The organism is Streptomyces sp. NPDC057002 (assembly GCF_042673825.1).
In the GTDB taxonomy this organism is placed as follows: Bacteria; Actinomycetota; Actinomycetes; order Streptomycetales; family Streptomycetaceae; genus Streptomyces.
In genome coordinates, this window is sequence record NZ_JBHURZ010000012.1 from 199,901 (window position 1) to 223,888 (window position 23,988).

Annotated in this window: 14 protein-coding genes and 1 pseudogene; 9 read left to right on the top strand and 6 right to left on the bottom strand. The window is 70.2% G+C overall.

What is annotated here, in order from left to right; all coding sequences use genetic code 11:
* Nucleotides 1-47 precede the first annotated feature (47 nt).
* The gene (locus tag ACFT32_RS41410; protein ID WP_382499498.1) at nt 48-626 is read left to right on the top strand and encodes a TetR/AcrR family transcriptional regulator; all 579 of its coding nucleotides are present in this window, start codon (nt 48-50) and stop codon (nt 624-626) included.
* A 39-nt stretch (nt 627-665) separates the two neighbouring features.
* Here the strand turns inward: ACFT32_RS41410 and ACFT32_RS41415 are convergent, their stop codons facing one another.
* Entirely contained in the window at nt 666-1,310 is a 645-nt protein-coding gene (locus ACFT32_RS41415; protein WP_382499500.1) for a TetR/AcrR family transcriptional regulator, read from the bottom strand.
* A 15-nt stretch (nt 1,311-1,325) separates the two neighbouring features.
* On the bottom strand, nt 1,326-1,961 hold the full coding sequence (locus ACFT32_RS41420; protein WP_382499501.1) for a TetR/AcrR family transcriptional regulator: 636 nt from the start codon (nt 1,959-1,961) through the stop codon (nt 1,326-1,328).
* Between the two features lie 137 nt (nt 1,962-2,098).
* Between ACFT32_RS41420 and ACFT32_RS41425 the strand changes: the two genes are divergently transcribed.
* The 3 genes and pseudogenes from ACFT32_RS41425 to ACFT32_RS41435 all read left to right on the top strand — a co-directional run.
* On the top strand, nt 2,099-3,217 hold the full coding sequence (locus tag ACFT32_RS41425) for a VOC family protein (RefSeq protein WP_382499503.1): 1,119 nt from the start codon (nt 2,099-2,101) through the stop codon (nt 3,215-3,217).
* A 39-nt stretch (nt 3,218-3,256) separates the two neighbouring features.
* Nucleotides 3,257-4,195 (top strand): fumarylacetoacetate hydrolase family protein, encoded by a 939-nt coding sequence (locus ACFT32_RS41430; protein ID WP_382499505.1) that lies wholly within the window; start codon nt 3,257-3,259, stop codon nt 4,193-4,195.
* A 52-nt stretch (nt 4,196-4,247) separates the two neighbouring features.
* Nucleotides 4,248-5,655, top strand: a pseudogene (locus tag ACFT32_RS41435) (bifunctional 3-(3-hydroxy-phenyl)propionate/3-hydroxycinnamic acid hydroxylase); the annotation flags it as partial.
* 279 nt (nt 5,656-5,934) lie between these two features.
* Here the strand turns inward: ACFT32_RS41435 and ACFT32_RS41440 are convergent.
* From ACFT32_RS41440 to ACFT32_RS41455, 4 genes are all read right to left on the bottom strand, one after another.
* Nucleotides 5,935-8,793 (bottom strand): pPIWI_RE module domain-containing protein, encoded by a 2,859-nt coding sequence (locus ACFT32_RS41440; protein WP_382499507.1) that lies wholly within the window; start codon nt 8,791-8,793, stop codon nt 5,935-5,937.
* 88 nt (nt 8,794-8,881) lie between these two features.
* The gene (locus ACFT32_RS41445; protein ID WP_382499509.1) at nt 8,882-12,319 is read right to left on the bottom strand and encodes a signal recognition particle; all 3,438 of its coding nucleotides are present in this window, start codon (nt 12,317-12,319) and stop codon (nt 8,882-8,884) included.
* Nucleotides 12,312-13,487: a hypothetical protein gene (locus ACFT32_RS41450; RefSeq protein WP_382499510.1), complete on the bottom strand. Its 1,176-nt coding sequence runs from the start codon at nt 13,485-13,487 to the stop codon at nt 12,312-12,314. The genes ACFT32_RS41445 and ACFT32_RS41450 overlap by 8 nt, the downstream gene beginning before the upstream one ends.
* Nucleotides 13,469-15,130, bottom strand: coding sequence for a PD-(D/E)XK nuclease family protein (locus ACFT32_RS41455; protein ID WP_382499512.1), 1,662 nt, complete (start codon nt 15,128-15,130; stop codon nt 13,469-13,471). The genes ACFT32_RS41450 and ACFT32_RS41455 overlap by 19 nt, the downstream gene beginning before the upstream one ends.
* A 155-nt stretch (nt 15,131-15,285) precedes the next feature.
* On the opposite strand from ACFT32_RS41455, the gene ACFT32_RS41460 reads away from it, so the two are divergent.
* The 5 genes from ACFT32_RS41460 to ACFT32_RS41480 all read left to right on the top strand — a co-directional run bounded on the left by ACFT32_RS41460 (nt 15,286) and on the right by ACFT32_RS41480 (nt 23,947).
* Nucleotides 15,286-16,176: a hypothetical protein gene (locus tag ACFT32_RS41460; RefSeq protein ID WP_382499514.1), complete on the top strand. Its 891-nt coding sequence runs from the start codon at nt 15,286-15,288 to the stop codon at nt 16,174-16,176.
* Between the two features lie 115 nt (nt 16,177-16,291).
* Complete coding sequence (locus tag ACFT32_RS41465; RefSeq protein WP_382499516.1) at nt 16,292-17,410, top strand: hypothetical protein; 1,119 nt, start codon at nt 16,292-16,294, stop codon at nt 17,408-17,410.
* A complete protein-coding gene (locus ACFT32_RS41470; RefSeq protein ID WP_382499518.1) occupies nt 17,407-18,924 on the top strand; it encodes a hypothetical protein in 1,518 nt (505 codons plus the stop codon). The genes ACFT32_RS41465 and ACFT32_RS41470 overlap by 4 nt, the downstream gene beginning before the upstream one ends.
* Nucleotides 18,921-20,285, top strand: coding sequence for an AAA family ATPase (locus tag ACFT32_RS41475; RefSeq protein ID WP_382499519.1), 1,365 nt, complete (start codon nt 18,921-18,923; stop codon nt 20,283-20,285). The genes ACFT32_RS41470 and ACFT32_RS41475 overlap by 4 nt, the downstream gene beginning before the upstream one ends.
* Before the next feature lie 194 nt (nt 20,286-20,479).
* Nucleotides 20,480-23,947 carry a helicase-related protein gene (locus ACFT32_RS41480; protein WP_382499521.1) on the top strand — a complete coding sequence of 1,156 codons (3,468 nt, stop codon included), beginning with the start codon at nt 20,480-20,482 and terminating at the stop codon, nt 23,945-23,947.
* Nucleotides 23,948-23,988: the final 41 nt, after the last annotated feature.

The following is a 23,988-nucleotide window of genomic DNA, read 5'->3' on the forward strand; positions in this document are numbered from 1 at the left end:
TGCAAATATCGAGCCGCCCTCCCCGTCGCCCGAAGGTCCGATCCGTCATGACCCGCTCACGCCGCCCGGCCCGCCCCACAAGGGCCCGCATCCTCGAAGCGGCGCGGCGGGAACTCGGCCGCGACCCCGACAGCAGCCTCACGGACATCGCCGAGGCCGCCGGGGTGGTGCGCCGCACCGTCTACGGCCATTTCGCCGGCCGGTCCGCGCTGGTGGAGGGCCTCGCCACGGAGGCCGCGGAGGCACTGCGCGGCGCCTTGGCGGCGGTGGTCCCCGACCCCGACGCAGTCACCGCCCTGACGCGCTTCGTCCAGGCGCTGTGGCCCGTCGGCGACCGCTACCGCATGCTGCTGAGACTCGGGCCGCAGAACCTGGAGACGGCACGCGTCGACGAAATCCTCGCCCCCGCCCGAGACATGGCGACGGCGATCATCGAGCAGGGGCAGCGGCAGGGCGCCTTCCGCACCGGCATCCCGCCGGTCCCGCTCGGCAGAGCGCTCGAGAGATTCCTCCTGGCCCTCCTGGAGTGCGTGAACGCCGGCACGTGGAGCGACGACGGCACGCGCAGCGCGAGGGCCGCACTGATCGCGGTGGGGGCGGACACCGCCGCGGGGCCCGCGGGATGAACTCACACACAGGTCAGCGGCTCACCAGTGCCGCCGCGATCAGCTGTCGGACGCGTCGACCCGCTTCTCCGACGCCACGTCCCCGACGATCGTCGTAGCCGCCTCGTCCGACACCCCCGCGGCGACCAGCGTGGCCACCGCCGTCCGGGTCCCGTCGTCCTCCCACGCACCCGAGTTGACGCTCTCCAGCAGGGAAAGCGTGACGGCTTCCAGCGCGGCGCTCAGCACCGCCGCCGGCAGATGGTCGTGGAACACGCCCGCGCGCTGGCCGCGCTCCAGGATCGCGGTGGCCTCGTTGCGGGCCGGGGCGAGGGTCTCGGACACCCGTTGCGTGCCCAGGTCCTGGCGGGCGAGGGAGAGGAGCAGCCGGTAGCGGTCGCCGACGGGCCAGATCGACAGGACGAACCGGGCCAGGGCCCGCTCCGGCGCCTCCTCGGCGTCGGGGACTCCGGCCGCGATACCGCGCAGGGTCTCGGACGCCTCCTCGGCGAGCGCCTCCAGCAGGGCCGCGCGCCCCGGGAAATGCCCGAAGAGCGTACGGCGGACCACCCCGGCGGCCCGGGCGATCTCCTCCAGGGTCACATCGGGGTTCCGGCCGAGCTCCTGCCGGGCGGTGGCGAGGATGCGGGCCCGGTTGGAACGGGAGTTGCGGCGCAGCGGTTCGCGGGCAGCGGGTTTGGTCACGGCGCTCAGCCCCTGTCAGTCGAGGTCGGGCAGGGGGCGGCGGGCGACGTCACGGGCGTCCTCGGGCGGCACTCCCAGCATGCGCAACAGCATCTCGGCCAGGTTGGACGCGGCCTCGTCGCCGTCAAGCTCCGGCCGGGCGAACCGCAGCTCCACCAGCGCCAGCAGCGAGCCGCCGAGGGCGGTCACCGCGACGGTGGGATCGGCGGCGGTGAACCGGCCGGAGGCGATACCGGCCTCCAGATCACGCACCGCGCGCGGAGCCAGCCCCGATTCCGAGTGGATGTGCCCGAGGCCGCGGTGGCGCAGCACCTGCATCAGCTCGGGCCGGGAGTCGGCCAGGCGTGCACTGAGGCGGAAGCCGGCCGCGACGAGTTCCGCCGGGTCGTCGACGCCCCGCAGATGCTCGTCGAAGGCCTGGCCGAGCTCTTCGAGGGCGTCCCGCACCGCCGCGTCGAACAGTTCCGTCTTCGACTCGAAGTGGTTGTAGAAGGAGCCGAAGCCGACGTCCGCGCGCTCCGCGATCAGCTGGATGCTCGCGCTGGTGTCCCCGGTCTCGGCGAGGATCTGCCGCGCCGCGCGGACGAGCGCCTGCCGGGTCTCGGCACGACGCCGTTCGAAGCGATTGCGGGGCGGAGCTGACGACGGCATGCGCGCGAGTCTAGTCAACACAGTCCTGATGAAATCCTCAGTTCACTCAGGGCCGACTATTGACGATTGAATGGTCAATGCTGATGATTTCCTCAATACAGATTTCCTCAATAGAGCGATGTCGCATGGAGGACGTCATGTCCAAGACGGCTCATCAGGACCTCCACAGCGAGCGGGGCGCCCTGCGCGGCGAGCACCCCGGCCGCTCCCGGAACCCGGTGATCAAGGTGCCCGACCTGGCCTGGCTCGAGTTCGAGAAGCCCGATCTGGACCGCGCCGAGGTCTTCGCCCGGGACTTCGGCTTCGGCGTCGCCGCCCGCACCGAGCGGGAGCTGTGGCTGCGCGGCACCTTCGCGGGCTCACCGTGCATGGTGATCCGGCGCGGTCGTACGTCCCGCTTCATCGGCCCGGCCTTCCGCGCGGCGGAGCGGGCCGACCTGGACCGGCTGGCCCGGGCGACGGGCACGGCCGTTCGGGACGCGGATGTGCCCGGCGGCGGAAGGGCGGTCGACCTGCTCGACCCCTCGGGCTTCCCCGTGCGCGTGGCGCACTGCGGCGAGGACCTGCCGCCGCTGCCCGGACAACGGCCGCTCCTCCTCAACACGGGCACCGAGCAACGCCGTACGAACGCCACGCAACGGCCCCCGCGCGAGCCGTCCCGAATCCAGCGGCTGGGCCACGTGGTGCTGGAGACGCGGGAGTTCACCCGGGCCCTGGACTGGTACCTGGACACGCTCGGCATGATCGTGTCCGACTTCCTGTTCCTGGACGGGCAGCGCGACCGCGGCCCGACGATGGCGTTCATCCGCTGCGACCAGGGCGGCCTGGCAGTGGACCACCACACACTGGCGATGCATCTGGGGCCGGGCACGGGCTACGTCCACTCCGCCTACCAGGTGACCGACCTGGACTCCATCGCCGCGGGCGGCGAGTACCTGACCGAGCGCGGCTACCGGCGCAGCTGGGGCATCGGCCGGCACATCCAGGGCAGCCAGCTCTTCGACTACTGGCGCGACCCCGACCGCCTCATGCTGGAGCACTACGCCGACGGCGACCTGTTCTCCTGCGACATCGAGCCCGGCTGGGCGCCCATGTCGACGAGCGGCCTGGCCCAGTGGGGCCCACCGGCCACCCGCGACTTCCTCGGCGCGAGCCCTTCCCCGCAACGGATCCGCGACGTCGTCCAGACCCTGCGGGGCGACAACGAACTGGACCCGGCACGCCTGCTGGGCCTGCTGAAGGCCGCGAACTCCTGACCCCCGTTCTTGAACCTCTTCTCACCAAAGGCAACCGACATGAGCACTAACGTCCTGCGCACGGCCGACGGCTGGTGGGTCGCCCTCGGCGACCGAGCCGTCCCCGTCGACACCAAGGCCGTCACCACGGCCGAATTGCTGGCCGACCGGACCGCCGTACGCGAGGCGGCTCTGTCCGGCGAGACAGGCACACCGGTCGCCGACCTGGTCCCCCTCTCCCCCGTCACCACCCCCTGCCGGGTAGTCGCCCAGATGGTCAACTACCGCAGCCACGCCCGCGATTCGGGCTTCACCGGCGATATCCCGCCCGCCTTCTTCCGCAAGGCGTCCGGGTCGGTCAGCGGCCCGCACGACACCATCGTCCGCCCGCAGCACGTCCGGCTCCTCGACTACGAGATAGAGCTGGGCCTGGTCCTGGGTTCCCCCCTGCCCGTCGGCACAGTCGTAGAGGACGACGACCTGCCGTCGTACGTCGCCGGACTAGTGATCACCAACGACGTCAGCGCACGCGACGTACAGCTGACCAGGACGCAGTTCTACGAGAGCAAGTCGTACCCGACCTTCACACCGACCGGCCCGGTCCTCTGCCTGCTGGAGCCGGAGGACTTCGCCCATCTCCCCGACCTGCGGCTGAGGTTGTCGGTGAACGGCGAGCCGCGTCAGGACCGCACCCTCGCCGACATGATCGTCCGTCCGGCCCGGGCACTCACCCTGCTGGCCCGGTTCCAGACCCTCGACCCCGGCGATCTGCTGCTGACGGGCACGCCCGGCGGCACCGCACTCAAGGCCCCGCCGAAGCCCGTCGAGAAGATCGCCGCGCTGTTGCCGCCCGCGATGAAGTGGAGGGCGTTCTTCAAGGGCCAGGCGAAGAACCCCCGCTACCTGCGCCACGGCGACGTGGTGACCGCGACCATCGCAACGCCGGACGGGCGCATCGACCTCGGGGAGCAGCGCACGCCCGTGACTCACGCGGAATGACCCGCGCGACCGAGACCGAACACCCAGACTCCGAGACCCGAAAGAGCCGCACATGACCGTCGAGTCCCCCTCGGCCTCCGCACCCGTGGTGATCGTCGGAGCCGGACCCGTGGGCGTGACCAGCGCCCTCCTCCTGGCCCGGCACGGCGTGCGTACCGTCGTCCTCGAACGCCACCACCGCGTCTACCCCCTGCCGCGTGCCGTCGCCGCCGACGACGAGGCCCGCCGCATCCTCCAGGCCGCCGGCGTCGAGGCGGAGTTCGCCGCGATCGCCCGCCCCGCACGCGGGCTACGGCTGCTGGACGCCCGGCACCGGGTACTGGCCGAGTTCCCACGCGCCGCGCAGGGCGCCCACGGCTTCCCGCAGACCAGCATGTTCGACCAGCCCGAGCTGGAGCGGGTCCTGCGCGAGGCCCTTGCCCGCACGCCGGAGTGCGAGCTGCGCGGCGGCGTGGAGGTCGTCGCCGTCGAGCAGGACGACGACGGTCCGGTCCGCGTGACCTACCGCGACGACACGGGCGAACACCTGCTGCGGGCGGACGCCGTCCTCGGCTGCGACGGCGCCAACAGCCTCACGCGCGAGGCCATCGGCGCCGGCTGGCAGGACCTGCGCTTCGAGGAACGCTGGACCGTCGTCGACGTCCGTACAAGCCTCCCGGTCCGCTGCTGGGAAGGCGTAGAACAAATCTGTGACCCACGGCGCCCGGCGACGTTCATGCGCATCGCCGAGGACCGCTACCGCTGGGAGTTCCGGCTCCGGGACGACACGGAGCCGACTGCGGAACTGTTGCGGGAACTGGTAGCCCCGTGGGTGGACCTCACGTGTGGTTCCGAGTTCGAGGTGCTGCGCCAGGCGCGGTACACCTTCCGGGCGCGGATCGCCGACCGCTGGCGCCGGGGCCGGGTCTTCCTCCTCGGCGACGCTGCCCACCTCACCCCGCCGTTCATCGGGCAGGGCCTGTGCGCGGGCCTGCGGGACGCGCACAACCTGGCCTGGAAGCTCGCCGCCGTCCTCCGGCGGGGCGCGGACGAGCGGTTGCTGGACACGTACGAGGGCGAACGCAAGCCGCACGCCCGCCACATGATCCGGCTCGCGGTCGCGATGGGCTGGGCGATGACCGGCGGCCAGGACGACGCCGCGGCCCTCCGCCGCGGTGCCCTGAACGCGGCCGCCCGCATCCCCGGGCTGAGCACGGCCGCGGCCCGCGACCTCAGTCCGGGGCTGACGGCGGGCCCGCTGGTCTGCCGCCGCCCCCTCGGGGCGGGCCGCCGTCTGTTGGGCCGCGTGCCCTCAACCGTGGGTAACGGCGGCCGGGCCCCCGGAACACCGCACCCGCCTGGACACCCTGCTCGGCGACTCTTTCGCGGTCCTGATGACGGGGCCACCGTCCCCCTCCCTCCAGGCGGTAGCCGACGCCCTCGGCTCCCGGACGGTCCTCACGACAGACCTCGGTGACGACTGCCGAGTACGGGGCCTGCGACGTGAAGCGCGGAAAGGTAATCGACAGCACAGGTGAAGAACGTGAGGTCGCCGACCGAACAGCATCGGCAGGCATAGCTCAACTTGAATATCGCCGCCAGGCTCTGAGATTCCCACCGACGCCGCGGGCGCTGTCGCATGGACCGCAGCCACCGGCGTGCCCCCTCACGCCACAGACAGGCAGGATCGAAGAGCTGCTTCTTCTCACCGGGTGTCCGGCCGTCGGCCCCTACGACACCTCGAGTTCAACCTCAGCAGGTCACTCCCCATCCCCGTCATCGAGGTCGAAGTCGAGGGTCAGCTGGCCCGATGGAGCCCGATCCGACGCGGCCATGGCCTGGGGCTCCGTCGGGTCGATGACATCCTCGTTCTCGTGAGGCAGAGCGTAGTCGTCCGCGAGTTTCGCAAGATGCAGAATCAGAGGCAGAGCCAGCCCATCGCGATAGTCTTCGCTGAAACGCTGCTGGTGGACCAACGCGGCCCATGCCTCCGCGTCGTCTCCGGGTTGGAGGCATGCAACGGTCAGTTCCAGGAGGTCCGGGTTCCAGGCGTTCGCCGTCGGCCGGTAGGCGTTGTTGCCCGAAGCGTTGGTGTGTGAAGTCAGTTTGGCGTCATCGTTGGTGAGCTTCGTCTGCGTGCCGGACTTGCCGATGGTGCTGTAGAAGACGCGGTCCGAGTCCCCCCGCGCTCCGGGCCGCCACAGCCCCATCGCGATGCCCCCGCTCTGCTTGCCCTCCAGCTCGGGAAACAGTTCCTCCGCTTCGGCCCAGCACTGTGCCGTCTCGTCCCGGCTGCCGTCGGCGATCCGGACGACACGGAGCTGCTTGCCGTACAGACCGATCCGCTGAACGGGACCTCCGTCGAGGCCGAGCCGGTCCCGTTCCAGAGCGTCGTTCCTCAGCCACGGCCAGCGCTTCCGGACGTCCTGGGCATGAGCCAGGACGAGCGTCGGGGTGCTGCGCAGCTGCGCGAGGGTCTTCTTGACGAACGCCGCCGTGAGGGCCGACTGCTCCGCACTGTTCTTCCTGCCTTCGACCCGTCCCGTCAACGACTTGAGGAGTTCGGGGTACGGCACCCATTCGTGCATGTCGGCCGACTTGCCCAGCACGCATTTCGCGCCCGGCCGGATGAGCACCGCGATGGGCGTGAACTGCTGCTTGCCCGTGGGCCCGTCAAGGCGGCGTTCCGCGAGGTGGAAGGCCACCTGGTTCAGGTTCGCGGGGATGAGCGTGTCACCGAGCCGGTGCTGAGGCACCAGCCGCATACCGGTCTGGCGGAGGCCGTCCGACCAGGCCGCGGCGGCACGCAGACCTGCGTCGGCGAGAGCCTCCTCCGGCTCCGCGTCCGGGTCCGGTGGACGGATGAACTGGGTCACCAGGCCTGCGTCCGCGCAGCCGAGGCGGATCGCGTGCTTGGGGTCGGCCCGTCGTTTGGCGTGGCGGAAGGCATCCTGCCCGTCGAGTTCCACGAAGGCCAGCCGCACGCCGGGGACGGCTTCCCGCAGGGCGGCCGTAGCCCGCGCGACACCGGTACGGCGCTCCTCGATTGCCTTGTCGTGTTCCTGTCCCCGGCGTGGCACGCTGTCGCCCCCCAGCGGTGCACCGAGAGCGCCCAGGGGCCGCGCATGCAGCCGGACGGTCAGCTCCTCCGCCTCCCACACCCAGGTATCGGGGCCCTGCTCACGCCGGTGTCCGGCAAGCCCCAGCCCCGTCTCCGCCGCGGCGATCATCTGATCGCGAATGGCGTCGTTCTGGTGGAGCACGACCGCAGTGAGGTCTTCCCCTTCGAGTGCCTCGGCCAGGCGTGCCCGCAGAACCTGAGCGTTGTGGGCCGCGTCCAGCTCACGCTTGTCCAGGATGACCGCGAGGTCTTCGGGATCCTTCTTTTCCATGTCCTTGGGAATGGACGGCAGCTTCTTGAGCTGCTTCTTCGGCGGCCGCGCGTAGGCACTGCGCTCAAGCTTGGGAACGGGCACGAACTCGGGAGCGATGGCTTCCTCCGCCCACTCGATCAGCCGTCGGCGTTCACTGGGCATCAGTCCGGTGCCGATCGTGTGCCTGCCCATGGCCGCCTGGTGCCCGATCGCGATCCGGATTCCGTCCCGACCGTGGATCCAGTGGTCGGCCTCCTTCACCAGCCGGTCCGGGGACGGCAGTGCGTCAAGGGCGCTGATCCGGGCGAGCATTCCTTCTGCTCCGCCCTGACGCCAGTCCGTGGTGCCGTTCTTCCAGTCCAGCATGGCGACCGCGAAACGCTGGGGCTTCGGACCGTCGTGGACGAGGGAGTCGTCCGGGAGCAGGTAGGCAGACACGCCCTTGCCGTACGGCATATAGACCTTGCCGGTGACGAACCGACGCACGCCGGCGGCCACGTGGACGCGAGGGACGGGTGAGAAGGGAACAGTGCGCACGGTGATGCGGAGGGTAGCCGCATAGTAGGCCGGCCTGCCGTCGCCGCCACCGCGCCGCCTGGGTACGTACTCGATCACGTTCGACATCAGCTCGGCGCCCCCGCTCCCCTGCCCCCGGGCTCCTGGGCGGCCGGCGACCTGTCGGAACGTCAGCTGCCGCCCCTGGTGTTCGTACGGTCCCTGGCGCGCGATCCGTTCGGCGAGGAGGTCGGGAAGCAGCCGGTAAACGTGGGGCACAGGCAGAGCGGTTCCTCCGGACGACACCTTCTGCTCGAGGAGGTCGACCCTGCCGGGCCGCCAGCTGAGAGCCGCCGTGTCGAGGTCACGGAAGCAGTTCATCAGCAGGGCCGTGGTCTCGGGATCGTCGGTATTGCTCGGGAGGCCCTTGAGCCAGGTGGCGATGTAGAGGTTCGTCACCGCCATCGTGTACGCCTCCTGGCAGTACAGCCAGGGGTTATCCGAGCCGAACCGTGCCGTGGAGTCGACCGTGACGATGTCCGGCGCGGTGGCGCGCAACAGCTGGTTGACCGCCGCTGTGGGTACGCGGCGCCGTCGCTCGGCCTGCCCCTCGGGCATACCGCCGTGGTAGAGGCGCAGGAGTGGTTCTTCCCAGTGGGCGGGCAGGGAGAGCGTGTGCATCGGGACGATGAAGGGGCCCTGTGCCGGGTCGGGCAGGTACGCCGCCGGGCGGTTGTACTGGTAGGCCATGGTGCCGTTCTCCTCGGGGCAAGGCGGGAAGTGTGCGGACGCGACGCGGACACGGCGCGAATGTGGTGCGGTGTGGTGGCAGATGCCGTCAGCCCATGTCCACCAGGGCGCGGTAGAGCGGTTCGTACAGCTCACGGACGAGGGACTTGTCGATCGGGGCGGGATGCTGCCCCGCCGGGTTCCCGTCCTCGAAGTAGGGGGCCAGCACCTCACGCATGCTCGCCAGCAGGCTGGTGTCAGGGGTATCCCTGTCCTGGAATCCGGCTTCTCGGGGGGAGAAAGCCGCGTCGACGAAGACCACGCGGGCCGGCACGCCGCCGCGTACCAGGCGACCGATGACCTGCCACATGACGACGAGCTGGTCCCAGGTGAACGCCGCCTTCTCCTCGTCCCGCAGGCTGGACCAGGCCAGCCGCCGGGTGAGGAAGCGGTTCCACTGACGGCGTGCGCGGCTGCGGAACCCCACAGCTGCCTGGTCGGGTGTGGCGGCGGCGAGCGCGTTCTGGCGGAAGGACCCGTCGACATCGCGGAGTTGGCGTACAGCCCAGTCGTTGATGGACTGGATGGCCAGTGAGATGTCGTCGGGCCGTGGGTGGGGGCGTGCCAGGAAGTAAACGGTGCCGATGGCCGCCTTGCCACCGCGCAACACGATGTTGTGTCCCCGCTCGACTGCGAGCAGCGGCGCGACGAGAATCTCGCCGCCGACCGAGGGGAATGCCTTCACGTCACCGCGGGGCAGGGTCCGTGCGGCGGCATCCTCCGGCAGCCGAGTCCAGGCGGAGTCTGAGTCGGCGTCGTCGGACACGAGTCGGGTGACGCGGCCGGTCCATTCGGGGATCTGGTTGAGGTACTCGGCGGCCCGGCGTGCCTCGTCGTAGCTGCCGACGAGCAACAGGATGCGGCGGCGGTCCGGATCGTCGATCTCCTTCAGCTCGGAGTCCAGCATGCTCTCGGCGTCGGGCAGGCTCCGGTCGGGCACCGCGAGCTGGTGCAGCATGTGCAGAAGGGCCTGCGGTCGTTCTTCGGGGTCACAGCCGGACAGGCGTAGCGGCTTGGGCCGGTCGTTCCCGGGCCAGTACAGGAACTCCTTGCGGAACTCGCTGCCCAGGACGGCTTCGACTTCCTCGTCGTGAGGACGCAGAACAGCACCGACCTCGGCGTGCACGTGGTACCTGCTCGAGGTACCCGCCCAGCTCGTGGCAGACATGAGCAGGACGTGCGGGCCCGGGCGGCCGTCCACGGCGCACAGGTCGCCAAGTCGCATGAGCAGTTCGCGGCCCACGCCGTTGCAGTGGAAGAAGCGGAGTTCACCGCTGCGGTCACCATCCCGCTCACGGTCGTCGTGGCGGAACTGGAAGCCGAGCACGTTGCCCATGGGCGACTCGGGGATGACCGCCTCATAGTCCTTGGGGGGCCTGCGGGAGAGCACGTTCGAGGCGCTCTCGAGATTGAGGGCGGCCTCGACGCGCGGCCACAGCGTGGTCATGAAGTCGAGACGGCTGTGCAGGGCGGAAAGGAGCAGGGTGAACTCGAAGCGCCGGGCCTGCAGATCGGCGTCCGCGAGCACAGTGCTGTCGTCTCCGACGATGCCGGTGAGCGTCTCGCGCAGCCTCTCACGCGTCCGTGCTCCCTGGGGCGCGTGCAGGAGCTCCAGGGTGAGATGGACGAAGGTGTTCACCAAGGGTGTCACTTCATCGTCGTCGCCCGTGCTCTGCTGCTCGTGCAGCGGGTCGTCGCGGAACCGGCCGAGCGCACCGTCCAGCGTCCGGGCCGCCACAGGCGGGCGTTCGCCCTCCTTCCGCCCCGGGAACCAGCTGTCCAGTAGCAGGTTGTGGAGGGTGAAGGCGCTGAAGTAGTCGACGCTGATCCACCGCCTGAGCTTGTCGTCCTTGACGAGCAGGGCGAAGAGGCGGTCGGTGGCTGCGCTGACCGTGTTGACGGCGTTGGTCCAGTCGTCGACGTCCCGGGCGGACAGCTGGAGCCGGCCGTCCCGGGCCATCTGCTGGAACTTGTGGACGGCGACCTCGTCGAACCAGGAGTTCGGGGCCTTGCCCACCAGAGTGCTGGCCGGCGCGAAGGCCGTGTCGAGCTGCATCTGCACCCGGTCCGCCTCGTCGACGATGATCAGGTCGCTGAGCCGGCACGCGAGCTCCAGGTACCGGAGCTGTTCCTGGTGCTGGTGCAGGGGGACGGAGCTGTGCACCAGACCGGCCGGCGTGGCGACCCACACCTGCGCGTCGACCAGATCGCGGGCCCCGCGGTGGCGCGGGCAGCGGTTCCACAACGGGCACAGCCGCCTCTGCGGCTTCGGGCCTTGGGAGTCTCGCTTGGCGCTGGTCTCGTCGTCGAGGAGTGGATCTCCATCCATGGACTCCTGCTCGGGGACGGTGTACATCGCCAGGCACGGTGCTTCGCGGATGCCGAGTGGACGGCGCGCTTCCAGTCCGCGCAGCACGTCGACGGGGCAGGCGCTGCTGAGGTGGGCGAAGCCCGCGCGGTCGTGGCCGAGCATGGTGGCGGCGCCAGCCGTGGCAGTGCGGCGATGCAGCCGGTTGATGTTGCGTTCCCTGGTGGAGTGCCCGAGGATCGGCGCCGCCTGCACACCGAGCCGGTTGAACTGTTCCACCACGGCGAGCGTCTCGGCCACGTCACCGACGACGATGGTGACCCGGCGAGGTGTCCGGGTCACGAGGTGGTAGGTCAGGATGTCCCGGAGGGTGGACTTGCCGGCTCCCACCATCCCCACGAGGTGCAGCAGCCGGTCGATCCTCAGCCGTCCCTGTTCGGTGAAGCGGCCGAGTTCCGTGTCGCGCACGAGCAGTTTCACCCGCCGGAGCCGCCCGGCCCAGCCGTTGCGCGGCCTCTCCGGCGCCGTCGCCTCGACGGCGTCCATCTCGTCGGCGGCCTTTTCGAGCTCTTCCCAGGTGACGTCGACGGGCTCTCCGTGCCCGGCCGGTAGTGCGTCCAGGGCGTGGGCGCGCGGCAGGGTGTCCGTCAGCAGTTCCTCGTCGAACACCACGGAGTGGGTCCGGTCCTGCACCCGGAAGGTGTGCTCTCCCTCCTCGGCGAACGGAATGGACCGCGTCGCGAACCGCGGAGGAGCGCTGAGCAGTTCTTCGAAGATCTCGAAACGGCGTGCGGCGCGCGACGGCTCGCGACGGCGCGGCACGGAGCCCGGGCCGTCGATGTCGTATCCACGCAGATGCTGGGGGACCTTCAGGTAGTCGGCCAGCGCCTCCGACCAGGCGTGCCGTCGCCGCATGTCCCACAGGTAGTGGCGAGCGCGCAGAACGCGCAGCCGCTGCTCGTCGGTGCGGACGTCTCCGAACACCTCGCTGTACGGGTACCCGCCCAGCAGCGGCCAGACATCGGCGGCCGTGCGGGTGGGCGTCACGTCCTGCAGGAGGTACAGGCCCAGTTCGACGTCGAGAAGGTCGCCAGGGCGGAAGCTGCCGAGGTTCGCCGACCACACCTCGGTGAGCTGCTGCGGTGAGCAGCGCCGGTGCCATCCCCTGCGGTCACGCATGGCGTCCTCCTTCGGTACGCGGGTCCCCCGCCTTGTCTCGCGGGGTGGAGATCTCATCGGCGACCAGCCGCAGGAAGGCCCGGTCGTCAAGGAGGGTGACCCGGTCGGCCAGGTCCTCCGGCAGGTTGCGGCGGAACTGCCGCCCATACGCCTCGTTGTCGCGGAAGCGGTAGCGGGGCACGACGAGGAACGCCCGGTCGTACGGTGGCTCGTTCCTGAACGGCGTGAGGGAGCGCGCCAGGAGAACGGGGTTCACCCGGTCCTTGACGTCCACGGCCCAGTGCCGTCGCCCCGACAGGGGGACGCGCAGGTCGTACGCGTCGTAGTTGGGCCACATCTCCGCGGTGATCCCGAACTTCTTCTCCAGGGCGGCCTGCAGATCAGTCTCCGCGAGCCCGGGGCTGGTGATGAACATCCGCAGCGGGCGGCTGAGCTGGAAGACCCCGCCTTTGTCGGCACGGAGCGGCGTGCCGTCGTCGGAGGTGCCGTCGCGACGGCACCGGTCCAGTTCGCATCGGTGGCCGCCGTGCAGCAGCGGCACCATCAGGCAGCTGCAGCGAGCGCACTGCCGGTACGAGCCGCGCTGCTGGTAGGAGGCGGGCACGGGTTCATAGCAGCGCTTGATCACGTCGTGCAGCAGCATCCCGCAGTCGGGATCGCCGCCGAGCAGCGCCAGCTCGGCGCCGGTCAGGACGGGCCTGGAGGTGAGCAGAGCCCGGAACGCGGTGTACGCCTGCGGGGCCTTGGCCGCACGGCACACGGCGAGGGCTTCCCGGATGCGTTCGTTCTCGAAGAGCTCGGCGGCCGGGTCGGACGCACTCACCTCCCACTCCAGGCACAGCTGATGCGGCAGCCGGGTCTCCGGGTCGACGAGCAGGGCCGCTCCGGGAAAGTTGTCGGGCGGCAGCTCCAACGGCCACTCGATCAGGGGCAGTTCACAAGCCCAGCGGACCATCTGCGGCACGCTGCCCGGTGGTTCCTCGCCCCGGCGCAGGCAGTGCAGGACGAGGCGGTTGTACGCGTTCTGCACCTTCGCCGGGTAGACCGGGTTGGGCACGGTCCTCTGCCGGGACAGGCACGCCAGGGCGCTGGCGATCTGGCGAAGCAGCCCCTCGTCCGTGCCGGCTGCGTCCTCGGACCGTGCGTCCCTCATGCCGGTCGTGGCCATGCCTCCCCCTCTCCCGCGACGGTGCCGTCGGGCGCGGCAGCGGCGCTCGGACACCACCGGGACACCGGGCAGAACCGGCAATGCGGTCCGGGGCGGGGGTCCCATGTCTCGTCCTCCCGCCACGGTCCGGCGTACCGCCGCAGAATCGACAGCGCCTTCCGCTTCTGGCCGGGGTCCGTCGGGTCGATCACGTGCGGCTCGGAACCGTCGGGCCGGAGGATCTCCACCTCGACGCGCGAGCCGTCCGGATCGCCGCCCAGCGCTCCCTGCGCCAGGAGTGCGACAGCCAGGGCGAGTTGGGGGTAGGTGTCGAGAGGGTCCTCATGGTGACGGCGCCGCTTCCGGGTCGTCTTGAGCTCCCGCCACACCCACGAGCCGTCCTCCTGGTAGAGCAGGTCGGGTTTGGCGATGACGACGGCCTGCGCCGCGGTGTCGTGAACGACGCGGAGGGCTTCGGGCTCGACCCGCTGGATGAGGGCGGCGTCCTGGAAGGGACAGGCGTCGACGTGGTGGAGCAGCATGTCCCGACCGGTCGCGGCGTCCTCGTCCGAGACCCGCCAGCGTCCCTCTGTCCAGTTCTCCCCCTCCGGGGGCATGTCGCCGGCCGCGCACGGCAGCGGCCCCGGGCGCCGGTGCAGCTTCTCGATCCAGCCGTGCACCGCCTGGCCGAGCCTGGCCGCGCTGCCGTACTCGTCGGACTTGGGCAGGTGCAGGGCACGGATGAAACCCTGAGCGGGGCAGGCCGCGTGATAGCGCAGATCGCTCACCGACACCTTCCTCAGCGGTGCCACCCGCGAGGAGAGTCCGAGGACACCGGGCCTGCGGGGCACGGCCTCGCAGCCCGTGAACTGCTTGCAGTCGACGCAGGACGATCCGGGTACCGGCCTGCCGCCCGCCACGACACGGGCCACGTGCGCGTGCCCGTGCTCGGCGTAGTACGCCTCGGCCTCCTCGGCCGTCCCGTCGAACTGCACGCGCGACCGTCCGTCGGCGAGCCCGACTTCGACGACACGCACCCGCTCGGGCCGGACGGCGGGCCCGTACGGCTCGAAGGCACGCGCCCACTTCCGGGGCCAGGCCGCCTGGCGCCCGTGAACGGCCACGTACACGGCGATGGCGATCTCGCCGGGTTCGGAGTCCTTGGCCTCGCCGTGCCGCAGCCGCCGGTACTCGCGCAGTCGTCCGTCGCCCGACTCGTACCTGCGCCACCAGGCGTACATCTCCCAGAACTTGCCGTTCTCCCGCTGCGCCACCCAGTACGGGCGGACCGGCTGGAGCCGTTGCTCACCGTCGTCGGCGCACGCTGCCAGGTACGTACGGAGGGCGTGCTCGGCATACGTCAGATGGCCGGGGTGGAGGGCGGGGGTGCGGGAGCGCAAACCCGCCAGGGCCTGGTCGGGCGTCTCACCGTGGAACTCGACCCGGTCGACGGCATCCGTCACCGGCCCGAGGGTGAACATCTCGAGCTCCGGCTTCGGCAGCCGGAGACGCCGGACCGGCGCAAGACCCGGCCGGGCCTTGGCGGCGGCGTGCGAGGGGCAGGTGTGCTCCTCGCTCCCGCCCGTACCGGGCCCCACGCGAACGAGGCCGTCGTTTCCGGTCAGCCAGTGCGGCTTGTGCCATGCCGTCGTGTCGTGACTCATTGGCTCCCCCTTGCCTCGGACAGACGTCACCTGTCTCGGAACAGACATCACCCTTCGGACCGGCCGGGTGCGCCGCCGTATTCGACCGTAGCAGGAATCTTGGAACTCATTGGAAGTTATTGGCACAGGTTGGTTCCTGCGCTAAGCTGCCCCGCATGGCGGCATCACTGGAGGAGCTCGAACAGCGCCTGTCCCAGCTGCGCACCGAGCTGCGCGGTGCTGTACGCGCACGGGACAAGGCCGAAACCGCGCGCATCCGTGGCGCGCTGCGTGAGGCCGAGGCCGTCTGGGAGCAGGCCCTCGAGTCGGAGGCGGGACCGGACGGCGAGGCACTACTAACCGAGCCCTCGCCCCCGCAGGCGCCGGCGACCGCAGGCGAGCCACACCGCGGCGAACCACGCCGCAAGGAGCGCCCCACGCACGGCTCCATCCCGATCCGCGAACAGGTCCACCAGGCGCTCACCCTGCTGGGCGCCCCCGCCTCGCCGAAGCTCATCTCGTCCGCGTACGAGGCGTTCTTCACCGAGTCGCTGGTCGCCACCAAACTCGCTTCCCTCCGCCGCGACGAGGAACGGTCCTTCACCGCGCAGGGTTACGCCCGCCCGTACTACATCTGTGCGGCACTGACCCACGACCGCCTCGTCCCCGCACGCGGACTCCTGGCCCTGTCAACCTGGCCCGTGGAACGGCGGATCATCGGCCCGCTCAGCCCGCGCGCCGACTTCCTCACCCACACGGTGGGAACCGCCGAGCAGATCCAGCGACTCACCACCGCGGGGCACCCGGCCCCCGAGGCTGCCTGGCGGCTGTTGCGCCGTTTCGCCCTCACGATCCCGGGCGCCTACGATGCCGCGGCCCCGGAGCTCGACCCCGCCCGCGTGATCGCGGCCGCCCGCGCCGAAGCGGCCGTCCACCAGCAGGAGGACGATCAGCAACGGCAGTCGGCGGCGCAGCGCGCCTGTGCCCAACTCGCCGACGCACAGCAACTGTTCGGTGCGGCACCGATGCGTGACGCCCTGCGCGACGCGAGTGGCACCCTGTCCTGACGACCCTTACCGACGGCGATGACGTGGTCAGGCGCCTCGCACGCCGGTGAGCTCCCGCTGACCGTCCGAAGACGTTCCCTATGACCGTCCCGAAGTCGTTCCCGAAGTAGAGACGATGCCCTCGCAGCAGTCCGAACCCCCCGACGGCCGACTCGCGCGCCTGCGTGGTCCGCAGTCCCCTCAGCCGTACACCGCCCGCAAGATCACCGCCCTGACCGCCAATCCCGCCTGCGCCCGCCGCGCTGTCCTCGACGCCGCCGGAGTGGACAAGGCACTGCTCGCTCAACGGGTCGGGTACGAGCCGCGCTTCGGCCAGTCACCCTTCGCCCTCGCCCGCGAACGGGCGTTCCACGACCTCGTGAAGTGGGGCGGGTACGCCGAGCTCATCCGGCTGCTGCGCGAGCAGCTCTCCGTCCCCGTGGCGGAGGCCCACGTCACCGACCTCAACGAGGTGGGGGGCAACAAGGCCCTGCACGTTCGCGAGCGGGAGACCCGCCGCCTCATCGCTCACGTGGCCTCCGGCCAGGACGTACGGCTCATCCTCGACCGCCCCGTACTCACCCTCGAAGTCGCCGGTCAGACAGCGTACTTGGAGCCGGACGCGCTCACCCACCGTATCGAGGGGAAGTTCCACGTCGTCCTGATCCGCTCGTTCGCGGCGATCGACGGCCAGGCCAACCCGACCGCCGTCGCCGAGGCGGCCAAGCAGGCCGCTGTGTACGTCCTCGCCCTGCGCCGCGCCTTCGACACCGCCGGCCTGCCCACCGAACAGATCTCCCACAAGTTCCTGCTCGTCTGCCCCAAGGACTTCTCCAATCGCCCCTACGGCCGCCTGATCGACCTCCGGCAGGAACTCGACGCCCTCCAGTTCCAACTCTCGCGCTTGCGGCGCGCCGAGGACATCGCGGACGGGCTCCCCGAGACGGCGACCCTGGACACGACCCGAGACACGGACGAACTCTCCTCCTCCATAGAGGCGTTGGACGCGTCGTACACGCCCTCCTGCCTGTCCTTCTGCGAGATGGCGCGCTACTGCCGCGACGAGGCCGACGGATGCGCCTCGCCGGCCCGCCTGGGCAACGGCGTGCGCAACGACCTGCCGGGCATCGACTCCACGCGCACCGCGCTCGACTACCTGGACGGCGTGGCCGCCCCCGGAGAGGCCGAGGCGGAAGCCGCCGACCTGCTGCGCGCAGCCGCCCGGCTGCGCCGACTCCGCCGGGGGGCCGCATGAGCGTCCTGTCCACCGTCGCGACGCTCACGGCGTCCCGCACCGGCCGTGCCGAACCGCTGACGACCGTCCGCCACCAGCACCTGGACGAGAAGCCGTTCGTCCTGGTGCCGCTCACCCTCGCCGGCGAGGCGTGCGCACCCCTGGCCGCGCTCGCGGGCACGGACCCCGAGCACCCGACCCTCCTCACCGTCCGCCAGCCGCGCAACCGCGCCGAACGCTTCCGGTTCGCCGAGCGCCTCGCCGCACTCCTCATCGCGTACATCGAGGGGTGCCGGACGGAGACGGAGCCCTACACCGTCGGCCGCGGCAAGGAGAAGGAGGAACGCCTGCGCTCCCTGCGGGCCCCTCAGCTCCTCGTACCGAACGGCGAGGGCATCGCGTACGTGCGCCTGCTCGGCCGGCTGACCAGACTGCGCGCCACCGAGGGGCCGTACGCGGTCGACCCGTCCGTGCCCGCCCTCGGCAAGTGGCTGACCTGGTTGGCGGAGCTGTCCGAGTTCCCGGACTCCGGTGTGCTCCTCGCGATGACCCGGCTGCTCGCCGCGCACTGGGCCACGGGTCAGAGCTCTTCCGAGGACTCCCACCTCGCGTCCCTGCTCGCCTGGATCGACCCGCCGGAGGGCAGTGACGGCGCGCGGGCGGCGCGGGCGACCGAGGACCCCGCCGTGTGGCCGCCGCCCGGTCCGTCCACGGACCCGGTCTTCGACCGGACGCTCCACGAACTGATGACGCGCTACGACGAGGCGTCCGACGACCGCGGACGTGAGGCGGTCGGCCGCCAGATCGACCGTGAGCTGAACGGCCAGATGCTGCCCACCTGGCGGCTGATGTGGCGTGGCGTGGAGCTGCTCCGCGATCTGCCGGAGGGCGCCCACGTCCCCGGCCGCTGGGCCCTCGACCGGCGCTGGTTCTCCGAGTACGCCGAGTACCTGGACGCCGACGGCCGCCCGCAGGCCCGCCGAGACCAGGCCGTCCGAGCCGCCCGCCGCCTGGCCCGCCTGGAGGACGCGGTCGCCCGCTACGAGGCGCAGCGCGCGTACGACGACCCGTTGGTGATGGCGGAGTACGAGCTGACCGGCGACGCGTTCACGGGCACGGTGACGGCCAGGGAGGAGGACCGCTTCGTCCCCGGCGACCGTCCCGGCTCCCAGGTGTGGCGCCCGACGATCACCCTCCGCACCAGCACCGACACCCGCGTCGGCCTCGAGGTCGGCACGGAGGTGAAGTCCCCCGCCCGGCCCGGCCAAGGAGCACGGATCCTCGAAGTACGGCAGGAGGACGACGGCAGCCACACCGTGGTGCTCCAGCTCGAGCGCGGCTTCGCGAGGAAGCGCAAGCCTCCGGCCCCGGTCGGCACCCTCGCGGAGACCGGCGAGGAGCTGACGTACACCACGCTCAACCCGACAGCCATGCCGTCCGCCTTACCGGACGAGGAGAACACCCCCTGGACCCATGGCGGTCCGCCCCAGCCCTACGAACCCACTGACGAGGACGCAGAGGAGACCTGGGAGTGACCACCCTCCTCCCCGCCACCGGGGAGCCCAAAGCCCTCACCCCCGGCGAACGCGCGGACCGGGCGGTCGCGGGAATCTTGACCAGCCTCGACACGGCGCCCGGCCGTGGCGTCGTCGTGGACTCACCTCCCGGAGCCGGAAAGTCCACGCTGGTGGTGCGGGCCACCGGACACCTGACGTCCGCAGGCCACCAGGTCATGATCGTCGCGCAGACCAACGAACAGGTCGACGACCTCGTGGACCGCATCGCGCGGGAGTACCCCGGCCTGGCGCTCGGCCGCCTCCACGCCAAAGGTCATATCCTCCCGCCCCGCGTCACCCGGCACCCCAACGTCACGGGGAGCAAGGAGGTGACGGACCTGCGCGACCTACCCGTCGTGGTGTCCACCGCGAAGAAGTGGTCGTTCGTCACCCCCGAGAAGTGCGCGCCGTGGCGGTGGGCCATCGTCGACGAGGCGTACCAGATGCGTTCGGACGGACTCCTGGCGACGGCCCCGCTGTTCGCCCAGGACGACTCACAGGTCCTCTTCGTCGGCGACCCCGGCCAGCTCGACCCCTTCGCCACCGTGGAGACCGACCGCTGGCACGGCCTGACCTGGGACCCCCTGCGCAACGCGGTCGACGTCACCCTCGCCCACAACCCCGACCTCGTCCGCCACCAGCTCCCCGTCTCCTGGCGCCTCCCGGAGACGGCGGCGCCCCTGGTCGAGCGGGCCTTCTACCCCTTCTACGAGTTCGTCCCCGGCACGACGGCAGCGGAGCGCGTCCTGTCGTACGGCAGCCTGCCTCACGGCTCGGGTCCGCTGGACAACGTCCTCGCCCGGGCCGCCGACTCCGGCTGGGGCCACCTGGAACTCCCCGCCCGCCACACCCTCGACCAGGACCCCGAGGTGGCGGACGCCCTCGCGGCGACGGCGGCGCGGCTGCTGGAGCGCGGGGCGCTGGTCAACGGGGAGCGGCTGACCGAGGCACGCATCGCGATCGGAGCGGCGCGCACCGTACAGGTGGAGGCGGTCCGCGCCCGCCTCGCCGCCCGCGGCCTGACCGACATCACCGTGGACACCGCCAACCGCCTCCAGGGCCGCGAGTTCGACGTCACCCTCGTCTGGCACCCGCTCTCCGGCCGCCAGGACGCCTCCGACTTCCACCTGGAGACGGGCCGCCTGTGCGTCCTGCTCTCCCGGCACCGCTTCGCCTGCATCGTGGTGGCCCGCGCCGGCATCCGGGATCTGCTGGATCGACATCCGCGGAGCAGTCCTGTGTACCTGGATGTGCCGCCTAAGTTTCCGGATGGGTGGCGGGCGCATCAGGTGGTTATGGGATGGTTGGAGCGGGGAGAGCATCGGGTGCGGGCGGCTTGAGAACCCCTGAATTCCAATTATCACCACGATGTGAAATGTCTGCGGAGAAAGTGGTTGAATGCTACATGTGCAGCGCCTTGGCAGCATTCGTCAGCGACGTCGGGCACTCGTAACTACGCTCCGATGAAGCAGCAACGTCCAAGGCGGTCGGCGCCGAGTTTCTCAGCGCCTGGTTGTGGAGGGGGAAGGGTCCTATGCACGCCGATGATGTCGAGCCTGGGGTCCGCTTGACCGGATTGGCCTCGGGGTCGGTCACCGTCGTGGCTGCCACGCCGGTTGGTGACGCTCTTCAAATTACGGCGCGCGACGACTCCGGACACCTGTTCGATCAGGTACTTTTCCCCGAAGACATCACTGGTCTACAGCGTGAAGCACCGAGGTCCCGGTGGACGTTCGACGCCGCCCCTGAACAGTTCCGTCTTGCGGCTGAGGCGCTGCGCATGCAGCACGCGGGCCTGTCGGATCCGATGCTGGCAGTGGAGACCAGCGACATCGACCCGCTGCCACACCAGATCCGCGCCGTCTACGGCACGCTGCTGGCCCACGCCGGCTCCCTGCGCTTCCTGCTGGCAGATGATCCTGGCGCAGGAAAGACGATCATGGCGGGTCTCTATCTCAAAGAGTTGCTGCTACGCGGGGACGTGCAGCGTTGCCTGATCGTCGCTCCCGGCGGGCTGGTCGAGCAGTGGCAGACCGAACTCGCGGAGAAGTTCGGGATCGAGATGGCGATCTTGACACGCGATCTCGCGGAGGCCGACCGCGACGGCGACCCGTTCCGGCGCAACCCGATGCTGATCGCGCGCATGGACCAGCTGGCCCGCAACGAAGAGTGGCAGACCGTCCTCGCGAAGTCGGAATGGGACCTCATCGTCGTGGACGAGGCCCACCGCATGAGTGCCTCCTGGTTCGGCAACGAACTCAAGCGAACCCGCCGCTACGAGCTCGGCCAACTGCTCGGCAGGATCACCCGGCACTTCCTGCTGATGACCGCGACCCCTCACTCGGGGTCGGAAGCCAACTTCCAGACGTTCCTCGCTTTACTGGACCCCGACAGGTTCGCCGGGCAGTACCGCCCGGGCGTGCACTCCACCAACACCACCGGACTGATGCGCCGGATGATCAAGGAGGACCTGCTCACCTTCGAGGGCAAGCCACTCTTCCCCGAGCGAGTGGCCGAGACTGTTGAGTACACGCTCTCCCCACTGGAGATGCACCTGTACGAAGAGGTCACCGAGTACGTGCGAACGGAGATGAACAGGGCCGAGCGAGCCGAAGGCAGGCGGCGCACCGTCGGCTTCGCGCTCACGGTCCTGCAGCGACGCCTGGCGTCGAGCCCGGAGGCGATCTACCAGTCGATCCGGCGCCGTGTCGCGCGCCTGCGCGCCTATCGTGAGCAGATCCTGGCGGGCCCGTTCGTTCCCCCACCCGAGACGCTGTCGTTCGACCCGGACGACTTCGACTCCGACGAGCTGGGTGCCGCAGAGCTGGAGCAGCTGGAGAACGAGGTCCTGGACGCCGCCACCGCCGCGCGCACGGCAGCTGAGCTGGACGCCGAGCTCGCGGTTCTGGCACGTCTTGAAGAGATCGCCCAGCAGGTCCGTACCTCGGGTGAGGATCGCAAGTGGCAGGAGTTGCGTTCCCTTGTCCTCAAGGCTCGCGAAGACGGTCTGAACAGTGACCGCCACGCCCCGCACAAAATCATTATTTTCACCGAGCACCGCGACACCCTCGACTACCTCGCAAACCGGATTACCACCCTGGTCGGCGGCGACGAGTATGCCGTGTGCACCATCCACGGTGGCACCGCGCGACAGGCTCGTCGGGAGATCCGCACCAAGTTCACCAACGACCCTCGCTGCCACGTTCTGATCGCCACCGACGCCGCCGGCGAAGGACTGAACCTTCAGGCCGCGCACCTGATGGTCAACTACGACCTCCCCTGGAACCCCAACCGAATCGAGCAGCGCTTCGGTCGTATCCACCGCATTGGCCAGCGCGAGGTCTGCCGCCTGTGGAACCTCGTGGCCTCCGAAACCAGGGAGGGCCAGGTCTTCCAGCGCTTGCTGACGAAGATCGAGCAGCAGCGCCGCGCCTACGGCGGCAAGGTCTTCGACGTCCTTGGTGAGAACGCCTTCGCGGAAGAGCCGCTGCGTGACCTACTCGTGCGAGCCATCCGTTACGGCGAGCAGCCCGAGGTCCGCGCCTACCTGGACCAGGTCATCGACAAGTCCGTAGCCGACGGCCTCCACGAGCTGATCAAGGAACGCGCCCTAGCCACACCGGAGATTGGACTAGAGGAGCTGGCCGAGCTGCGCCGGCAGATGGATGAGGCCCGTGCCCGGCGCATGCAGCCCCATTTCGTGCAGGCTTTCGTCATGGAGTCCCTGCGTGCCCTGGGTGGGCGTGCCTCCAAGCGGGAGAAAGACCGATTCGAGCTGACTCAGGTGCCCGCCACTCTGCGCGAAGGTCGGCGCACCATCAGCCCGCGCTATGGGCGCATCACTTTCGAGCCCTCAGCTGTGGTGATGCCCGGCCGCCCGGACGCCGAGCTCATAGCCCCAGGTCATCCGTTGATGGACGCGATCATCACCGAGATCCTGAACAGGTACGGCGACACCGTGACCCGTGGAGCAACCTTCCTGGACCGGGCCGCCGGCACCCCGCGGCTGGTGTTCGCCCTGATGGAAGAGCTCTCGGACGGGCGCGGCACCGCGATCAGCAAGAGGTTCGAGTATGTTTCCGTGCTGCCGGACGGAACCGCACAGCCGGCCGGCCCCGCCCCGTACCTCGACCTGTCCCTGCCTGCAGACCTGAACCTGGAGCAGCAAACCGCACTGGCCCTTGCCATCGACTCCGAACTGTCCTCGCCCTGGCTTGCCGAGGGCGTTGAGAAGATCGCCCAGGGCTGGGCGATCCGGCACGGCCTGCCCGAGCACCGGGCCGACGTCGTCGCACGCGTCGTCCCGGCTGTCGAGCGGACGCGCAAGCTGGTACGTCAGCGGCTGCTGGCTCAGATGAACTACTGGGACGGTGAGTCGATCAAGCTTGCCGAGGCACAGGCGGGAGGCAAGAAGATCCGTATCTCACCGGCCACCGCACGTGATCGCGCGCGTTCCCTGGAGGCCCGACTCGCGCGCCGCCAAAGCGAGCTTGACCTCGAGACGCAGGTCACCGTGCACCCGCCGAAGATCATCAGCGCCGCGCTTGTCCTGCCTGCCTCGGTTCCGAGCCTGGTCGGCGAACAGCCGACGCCGGACAGCGTCGCCCTGGACACCACCGTCACCGAGCGTCGTGCCGTAGATGCCGTGCTGGCTTCCGAGCATCGGCTCGGACGGGTGCCCGAGGAGATGGCACACTCCAACAAGGGCTTCGACATCCGTTCCCGCAAGCCCGACGGCCACCTGATCTTCATAGAGGTCAAGGGGCGTGTGCTGGGCGCTGACAACTTCACCGTCACCACCAGCGAGGTCGGCTACGCCAAAAATGCCGAGCCCGACTACCGGCTCGCGCTCGTCGCCGTGGACCCCGACACCCCAGACGGGTCGAACGACCAGGTCCGCTATGTGCTCAACCCCTTCGCCGACCTGGTCCTGGACAAGTACGTCGACGACCTGCGCCGCAAGTGGAAGGCCGAGTGGGACCGTGGTGTAAAACCTCTCTGACGCACAAGGCCCACAAGCTTTCATCCGCTCGAACGCCACCC

What these genes read in the sequence shown, in the direction of transcription:
- ACFT32_RS41410 (WP_382499498.1), top strand. Translation starts at nt 48, where the DNA reads ATGACCCGCTCACGCCGCCCGGCCCGCCCCACAAGGGCCCGCATCCTC.
- ACFT32_RS41420 (WP_382499501.1), bottom strand. Translation starts at nt 1,961, where the DNA reads ATGCCGTCGTCAGCTCCGCCCCGCAATCGCTTCGAACGGCGTCGTGCC.
- ACFT32_RS41425 (WP_382499503.1), top strand. Translation starts at nt 2,099, where the DNA reads ATGTCCAAGACGGCTCATCAGGACCTCCACAGCGAGCGGGGCGCCCTG.
- ACFT32_RS41430 (WP_382499505.1), top strand. Translation starts at nt 3,257, where the DNA reads ATGAGCACTAACGTCCTGCGCACGGCCGACGGCTGGTGGGTCGCCCTC.
- ACFT32_RS41440 (WP_382499507.1), bottom strand. Translation starts at nt 8,793, where the DNA reads ATGGCCTACCAGTACAACCGCCCGGCGGCGTACCTGCCCGACCCGGCA.
- ACFT32_RS41445 (WP_382499509.1), bottom strand. Translation starts at nt 12,319, where the DNA reads ATGCGTGACCGCAGGGGATGGCACCGGCGCTGCTCACCGCAGCAGCTC.
- ACFT32_RS41450 (WP_382499510.1), bottom strand. Translation starts at nt 13,487, where the DNA reads ATGGCCACGACCGGCATGAGGGACGCACGGTCCGAGGACGCAGCCGGC.
- ACFT32_RS41455 (WP_382499512.1), bottom strand. Translation starts at nt 15,130, where the DNA reads ATGAGTCACGACACGACGGCATGGCACAAGCCGCACTGGCTGACCGGA.
- ACFT32_RS41460 (WP_382499514.1), top strand. Translation starts at nt 15,286, where the DNA reads ATGGCGGCATCACTGGAGGAGCTCGAACAGCGCCTGTCCCAGCTGCGC.
- ACFT32_RS41465 (WP_382499516.1), top strand. Translation starts at nt 16,292, where the DNA reads ATGCCCTCGCAGCAGTCCGAACCCCCCGACGGCCGACTCGCGCGCCTG.
- ACFT32_RS41470 (WP_382499518.1), top strand. Translation starts at nt 17,407, where the DNA reads ATGAGCGTCCTGTCCACCGTCGCGACGCTCACGGCGTCCCGCACCGGC.
- ACFT32_RS41480 (WP_382499521.1), top strand. Translation starts at nt 20,480, where the DNA reads ATGCACGCCGATGATGTCGAGCCTGGGGTCCGCTTGACCGGATTGGCC.